This window comes from Azonexus sp. (assembly GCF_036170495.1).
Lineage (GTDB): Bacteria > Pseudomonadota > Gammaproteobacteria > Burkholderiales > Rhodocyclaceae > Azonexus.
Map to the genome: position 1 here is coordinate 1 of NZ_JAVHPH010000036.1, position 6,686 is coordinate 6,686.

Genomic DNA, 6,686 nt, shown 5'->3' on the forward strand with positions numbered 1-6,686 from the left:
CGATCGGGCGGTAGTCGGCCGGAATGGCAAAGCCGTGAATGCCCATGGCGCGCGCGGCGTCTCCGTCGTGTGGCAGGGATAGGATGCCGCCGGCGATCTGCCGGGCCAGTTCGTCGTCGGCCCAGGGCATCGCCGCCACAGGCCATTCCGGGTAAAGCCGGGTCGAAAGGGCAAACGGAAAACGGTCATCCGTCTTGGCGTTGATGACGCGAAGCTGGCTGGGGTCGAGCTTGTTTTCGCGCGCCAGGGCCTCGATCATTCCGGTGCGCACGAAGGCGGCATCGGCCCGGCCGGCGAGCAGTTCGGCGATGGCCTTGTCCTGCGGCAGGCCGACGTCGATGACCGTGGCGTCGCCGGGCAGATGGATGTCGGCCTGGTTCAGCTCAAAGGCTTGCATGAGGAAGGAGCCGAGACCTTTGGCGTTGGCGCTGGCGATGCGCTTGCCGCGCAGGTCGGCGAGATTCTGGATGTCCTGCCGGTCATGGCGGGTGACGATGACCCCGCCAAATTTGGCCAGCGGCTTGCCGCCATCGTTGTCGATCAGCGTGGCGAGCGGCGAATACAGGCCTTCGCGCTGGGTGAGCTGAATGTAGTGGGCGGGCTGGGTGAGGACAAAATCGACCTGCCGGTCGCGAACGGCCGCTTCGATTTCCTCGAAACTCATGGCGACCAGCGTGATGGGCCGGGAGGGGGCGGTGCCGTTGAGGTAATCGATGAGCGGTTGCCAGCGTGCCAGGGTGTCGGCTGTGGGGCGGATGGCAAGGATGGCGAAACGGGCTGGCTTTTGCAGCGTCCTGCCGGCCGTTGGTGCGGTCTCGGGGGCAATGGCCTGTTCGCCGGCGCTGACGGCCGCGATGCCGACCGCCAGGCAGAAGGCCAGCGCCGCCCTGGCGAGCCAACGGCCGATGGCTGCATGGCCGTTATTGCGCAAACGAACTTCGCTCAGCTTGGTCACCTCATGGCGCTGTTGGCAGCGGGTTATTTTTCCCGGGCCATTTTATTCCCAATGAAATGGCCCGGGGCGCGGAATTTTCAGTAAATCAGGAACGGCCGGCGGCTTGTCGTCCAGGCGGCTTCGTCCGCGGTCGCCAGGTGATCGAGGTCGTCGGCCCCGGTGGCCGGATCATCGACCCAGAGACGCAGCAGCGGCGAGCCGTTGATGAGGTCGATGGCCAGCCGGTCGTGTTCGTACTCGTAGGCGAAGTCGCGCCACAGCGGATAGTCCGGGTAAAGGCGGCGGATGGCCTTGAAGGCCAGCGCCTGGATACGCCACGGTTTGAAGGCGGCGTGGTCGTAGTACGGCCCTTCGCTGTGGATCTGGATGCCATGATTGAGCTGGCCGGCGTGCTTGTGGAAGGTCGGCTCGAACCAGCATTCGCGCAGTTTGCAGCCCTTGAGCCAGTGCGGCGCGAAGGCCTGCATTTCAGCGAGGACGGCGCGGGCGTCGATGTCCGGCGCGCCGAACAGTTCGAGCGGCCGGGTCGTGCCGCGCCCTTCCGACAGCGTAGCGCCTTCGAGCATGACGGTGCCGGCGTAGGCGCGGGCCATCCAGAGGTTGGGGGCGTTCGGGCTGGGGTTGATCCAGGTGCGTTCGCCGAGCGGCCAGCCGTAGCCGGGAGCGGCGTCGGGTTGCCAGCCTTGCATGGCGATGACGTGGTAATCGACGTCGAGCTTGAGCGTGGCGATGAACCAGTGGCCGAGTTCGCCCATGGTCAGGCCATGGCGCATCGGCATCGGGCCGGCACCGACGAAGCTCTCCCAACCGTCGCGCAGGGTCAGGCCTTCGATGGGGCGACCGGCCGGGTTTGGGCGGTCGAGCACCCAGACGCTCTTGCCATGTTTGGCCGCTGCTTCCAGCACGTAGCGCAGCGTCGTGATGAAGGTGTAGATGCGACAACCGAGGTCTTGCAGATCGACGAGCAGGACATCGAAAGTGTCCATCATCGCGTCGGTCGGCCGGCGCACTTCGCCGTACAGGCTGAAGACCGGGATGCCGAGTTGCGGATCGAGGAAATCGGGCGACTCGACCATGTTGTCCTGCTTGTCGCCGCGCAGGCCGTGCTGCGGGCCGAAGGCGGCGCTGAGTTTGAGATCGGGGAGGGCGGCCAGGGCGTCGAGCGAGTGCGTCAGGTCGGCGCTCACCGAGGCCGGGTGGGCGAGCAGGGCGAGACGCTTGCCGGCCAGCGGGCGGCGCAGGGCCGGGTTGGCGAGCAGGCGGTCGAGGCCGAAGAGGACGGTCTGGGTCATGGCGTGTTTCGCTTCAGGGTTAGGGTGAAGCTCTGACTGACGTGGAAATCGGGCTGGGCGGCGCAATGGGTCAGCGCCCAGTAACTCTTGCTGCCGTTGGCAGCTTCGATGACGGCGCTGAGGCCAAGGTGCAGGGCATCGCCGGGCGGTAGCAGGGTGGCAGGCAGCGTGGCGCGTAGTTCAAAGCCGTCGGTCAGCGGGGTGAAGTCGAGTTGGGGCTCGGCGTCGGCGGCGAAGGCGGCGTCGCGTTCGCGGTAGCCGGCGAAGCGGTAGGCCGCCCACTGGCCGGACGGCGAGAAATTGAATTCGCGGTAGCCGGTGCCGGCTTCGCCGACGAAGGCTTCGCAGCAGGTGTGCTGCCACAGGCCGTCGGCCGGTCCGGCTGGTTGCGGTGCCGGCAGGCGGAGGTCGGTGGGCGGACAGGTGATGCGGTAGCTGAGGATCAGCTCGCCATCATTCGTCGTCGCTACGCCGACTTCGATGTCGCAGGCGACCGCTTCGGTGGCAGCCGGGTGGCAGATCAGCGTGGTAATTTGGCGGGCGGACAAGGCAGGGGAGAGCGTCAAAAAGGTTGGCAGCCGGTACTTTAACTGCTTGTTTCAGCTGTTGTTACGGTCAACCGGAAAAAACAGCCAAAATCAAGGCCCACTCTTGGTCGGTGCGGGCTTTTGGAGTAACTTACCGGCTTTCAGAAAAGGCTTTCGGGGAGAGAAAAGTGACGCCGCTGCGGATCAATCTGGAACAAGAAGACATTCCGACCCACTGGTACAACGTCGTCGCCGACCTGGCCAATCCGCCGGCGCCGCCGCTCGGTCCCGATGGCAACCCGGTGCCGCCGGAAGCGATGGGGGCGATTTTCCCCGGGCCGATTCTTGAGCAGGAAATGTCGGCCGAACGCTGGATCGCCATTCCCGAAGAAGTCCGCCAGATCTACGCCCTGTGGCGCCCGGCCCCGCTTTGCCGGGCCCTGCGCCTGGAGCAGGCGCTCGGCACGCCGGCCAAGATTTTCTACAAGTACGAAGGCGTTTCGCCGGCCGGTTCGCACAAGCCGAACTCCGCCGTGCCGCAGGCCTATTTCAACAAGATCGCCGGCACCAAGCGGCTGACCACCGAAACCGGCGCCGGCCAGTGGGGCTCGTCGATCGCCTTCGCCGGCCAGATGTTCGGCCTGCCGGTGCGCGTCTTCATGGTCAAGGTCAGCTACGAGCAAAAGCCGTTCCGCCGTTCGATGATGCAGACTTGGGGCGCTGAAGTTTTCGCCAGCCCGTCCAACCTGACCAACGCCGGCCGCGCTGCACTGGCCGCCGATCCGGATAACCAGGGTTCGCTCGGCCTGGCTATTTCGGAAGCGGTCGAAGAGGCGGCTTCTGAGCCCGGCACCTGCTACACGCTCGGCTCCGTCCTCAACCACGTGTTGCTGCACCAGTCGGTGATCGGTCTCGAAGCCAAGAAACAGTTCGACAAGATCGGCCTCTACCCGGACGTGATCTTCGGCCCCTGCGGCGGCGGCTCCAGCTTCGGCGGCATTGCATTCCCCTTCCTCGCCGACAAGGCGGCCGGCGACAAGCGGGCGACCAACCTGCGCTGCGTCGCAGTCGAGCCGACCTCCTGCCCGACGCTGACCAAAGGCCACTACGCCTACGACTACGGCGACGTTTCGGGCTACACGCCGATCATGAAAATGTACACCCTCGGCCATGACTTCATGCCGCCCGGCATCCACGCCGGCGGCCTGCGTTACCACGGCGATTCGCCGCTTGTCTCGCAGCTGCTGCACGAAGGCCGCATCGAGGCGCTGGCCGTGCCGCAGGTCGCCACTTTTGACGCCGGTGTCCAGTTCGCCCGGGCCGAAGGCATCATCCCGGCGCCGGAATCCTGCCACGCCATCCGCGCTGCCATCGACGAAGCGCTCAAGTGCAAGGCGACCGGCGAGGCCAAGACCATCCTGTTCAGCCTGACCGGCCATGGCCACTTCGACATGGCGTCCTACGACAAGTATTTCTCGGGCAAGCTCGAAGACTACGACTACCCGGCCGAAGCCATCACCGAGTCGCTCAAGCACTTGCCGAAGGTGGGCTGAATCCGTGAAAGCCCTCGTTTTCCTGCTCGTTCTCGCCAACCTGCTGTTCTACGCCTTCAGTGCCGGCTACTTCGGGCGACCGGATAATCCGGATGCCGGGCGGGTCGAGCAGCAGGTCGAGCCGGAACGCATGCGCATCGTCTCGCGCGGCGAGGCGCCAGGGGTGCCGCTCGTTAAACCCGAGCCGGTCGCTCCGACTACCGAAACGCCGGCGCCGGGGAGTGCCGAAGGCGGCTCCCCGGCAACGACTGAGCCGGCCCCGGAAAGCCGGGTGGAAAAGGCCGGTGTGGCTGAGGTGGCTGACAAACCGCCGGTCTGCCTGACCTGGCGCCCCTTGCCGCTGGCCGAGGCTGACCGTCTGGCAGCGCTGCTGGCCAAGCGGTTTGCGGCTTACAAGGTGACCCGAAAAGTGGCCGCCTCGGAAGGCAGCGGTTGGTGGGTGTTCATTCCGCCACTGGCCAGCAAGGGCGATGCCGAGAAGAAATCGATCGAATTGCGCGAACTCGGCGTGACAGAGTTCTTCATCGTGCAGGATGAGCTGAATCGCCACGCCATTTCGCTCGGTGTGTTCTCCTCCGAAAAAGGCGGGCAGGACAAACTGGCCGAGTTGAAGGCCAAGGGCGTTCGCTCGGCGCAGGTTGCGCCGCGGCCGGGCAAGGACAGCCTGGTCACGCTGCAGGCGCGCGGCCCGGTTGGCGACAAGGTCGAGCTGATCGGCGCGGTCGGCCGCCTTCTGCCCAAGGCCGACACCTTGGCCTGTAAATGAGCCAATACGTCGTCGGCCTGACCGGCGGGATCGGTAGCGGCAAAAGCACCGTCGCCGACCTGTTCGTCGAGCAGGGGGCGGGCTTGGTTGATACCGATGCGATTGCCCGCGAATTGACGCTGGCCGGCGGCGCCGCCATGCCGGCGCTGGCGGCTGAATTCGGCCCGGATATTCTGGCGTCCGATGGCGCGCTCGACCGCGTGGTGATGCGTCAACTGGCCTTTGCCGACCCCTCAGCGAGAAGCCGGCTTGAGGGCATCCTGCATCCGCTGATCCGCCAGCTTTCGGCCGAACGCTGCAAGTCTGCGACCGAGCCCTACGTCATTCTGGCCGTGCCGCTCCTCGTGGAAGCTGGAAATTACCGCCAGCGCTGTGACCGCATTGTCGTCGTCGATTGCTCGGAAAGCCTGCAAGTAGAACGCGTCATGGCGCGCAACGGGTTATCTGCGCAAGAGGTTGCGGCGATCATGGCCACCCAGGCGACGCGTCAGCAGCGCCAGGCGGCGGCCGACGATATTGTGGTCAATGACGCGGACCGAACAAACATCGTCGGACAGGTTAAAGCGCTGCATTCAAACTACGTAGCACTTTCGGCTGAAAAACTTAAAGCAGGCTGTTGAGATTTGCATGCAAATAGCTCAGAATAAACAAAATTTTCCGTTTTCTCGGACACCGGCCGCGTGATCACCTACGAATACCCGTTTAATGAACGTATCCGCACGCTGCTGCGTCTGGAAGATTTGTTCGAAAAAACGGCCTATTTCGCCCAGGAAGAAGGCGCTCTCGAGCACCACGCCGCTCTCCTTGCGCTGTTCGAAATCCTTGAGGTGGCCGGTCGCGCCGACCTCAAGATGGACCTCATCCAGGAACTCGAACGGCAACGGCAAACGTTGCTCGCCTTTCGTAACAATCCCGAAATTTCCGAAGAAGCACTGTCCGGTGCCCTCTATGAAATCGAGCAGTCGTCCGCCTCGCTGCTCGGCATGACCGGCAAGATCGGCCAATACCTGCGCGAAAACGACTGGCTGATGGGCATCAAGAGCCGGGCCGCCATTCCCGGCGGCGTCTGCGAATTCGATTTGCCGTCCTACCACTGGTGGTTGCACCGCCCGGCCGATGTCCGGCGCACTGCCCTGGAAGGCTGGACCAAGCCAATGCTGCCGCTGCGCGATGCGGCGGCCATCGTCCTGCGCCTGCTCCGCTCAAGCGGTCGCCCGAAAAGCTATTCGGCGACCAATGGCCAGTTCCAGCTCAATCTCGGCGGCACCGCCGCGCAGATGGTGCGCATCACGGTCAGTGTCGACGAGCCGGCGATTCCCGAAGTGAGTGCCAACAAGTATTTCCTGAACATCCGTTTCACCAAGCCGCCGGCTAGCGAACTCAAGGCGCGCGGTTGCGAGCGCGACGTTCCCTTCGACCTGACCTTCTGCAATCTTTAATGGCTGCGCGCAAGGTCCGCTGTCCGCAATGCGGCAAAGATGCCCTCTGGGCTCCAGAAAATCCGTGGCGTCCGTTCTGTTCCGAACGCTGCAAACAGATCGACCTCGGTTGCTGGGCCAGCGATTCCTATCGCATCGGCGGCGCGGTCAGCGA

General features: G+C 64.6%; 8 protein-coding genes. 5 read left to right on the forward strand and 3 right to left on the reverse strand.

Annotation, left to right across the window (positions count from 1 at the left end; genetic code table 11):
• The 3 genes from ADADOO_RS01315 to ADADOO_RS01325 form a co-directional block, all read right to left on the reverse strand.
• The coding region (locus tag ADADOO_RS01315; protein ID WP_511274362.1) for a phosphate/phosphite/phosphonate ABC transporter substrate-binding protein at positions 1-955 on the reverse strand (955 nt) is incomplete at its 3' end.
• A 77-nt stretch (positions 956-1,032) separates the two neighbouring features.
• Positions 1,033-2,247 (reverse strand): exo-beta-N-acetylmuramidase NamZ family protein, encoded by a 1,215-nt coding sequence (locus ADADOO_RS01320; protein ID WP_511274363.1) that lies wholly within the window; start codon positions 2,245-2,247, stop codon positions 1,033-1,035.
• Positions 2,244-2,795: a DOMON-like domain-containing protein gene (locus ADADOO_RS01325; protein ID WP_511274364.1), complete on the reverse strand. Its 552-nt coding sequence runs from the start codon at positions 2,793-2,795 to the stop codon at positions 2,244-2,246. Before ADADOO_RS01325 ends, ADADOO_RS01320 begins: the two co-directional genes overlap by 4 nt.
• A gap of 167 nt (positions 2,796-2,962) precedes the next feature.
• Between ADADOO_RS01325 and ADADOO_RS01330 the strand changes: the two genes are divergently transcribed.
• From ADADOO_RS01330 to ADADOO_RS01350, 5 genes are all read left to right on the forward strand, one after another.
• Entirely contained in the window at positions 2,963-4,327 is a 1,365-nt protein-coding gene (locus tag ADADOO_RS01330; protein ID WP_511274365.1) for a TrpB-like pyridoxal phosphate-dependent enzyme, read from the forward strand.
• A 4-nt stretch (positions 4,328-4,331) separates the two neighbouring features.
• On the forward strand, positions 4,332-5,093 hold the full coding sequence (locus tag ADADOO_RS01335) for a hypothetical protein (RefSeq protein ID WP_511274366.1): 762 nt from the start codon (positions 4,332-4,334) through the stop codon (positions 5,091-5,093).
• Complete coding sequence (gene coaE, locus ADADOO_RS01340) at positions 5,090-5,713, forward strand: dephospho-CoA kinase (RefSeq protein WP_511274367.1); 624 nt, start codon at positions 5,090-5,092, stop codon at positions 5,711-5,713. Before ADADOO_RS01335 ends, coaE begins: the two co-directional genes overlap by 4 nt.
• Positions 5,714-5,773: 60 nt before the next feature.
• Complete coding sequence (zapD, locus tag ADADOO_RS01345) at positions 5,774-6,532, forward strand: cell division protein ZapD (RefSeq protein ID WP_511274368.1); 759 nt, start codon at positions 5,774-5,776, stop codon at positions 6,530-6,532.
• A partial coding sequence (locus ADADOO_RS01350) for a DNA gyrase inhibitor YacG (protein ID WP_511274369.1) occupies positions 6,532-6,686 on the forward strand: 155 nt, incomplete at its 3' end. The genes zapD and ADADOO_RS01350, both read left to right, overlap by 1 nt.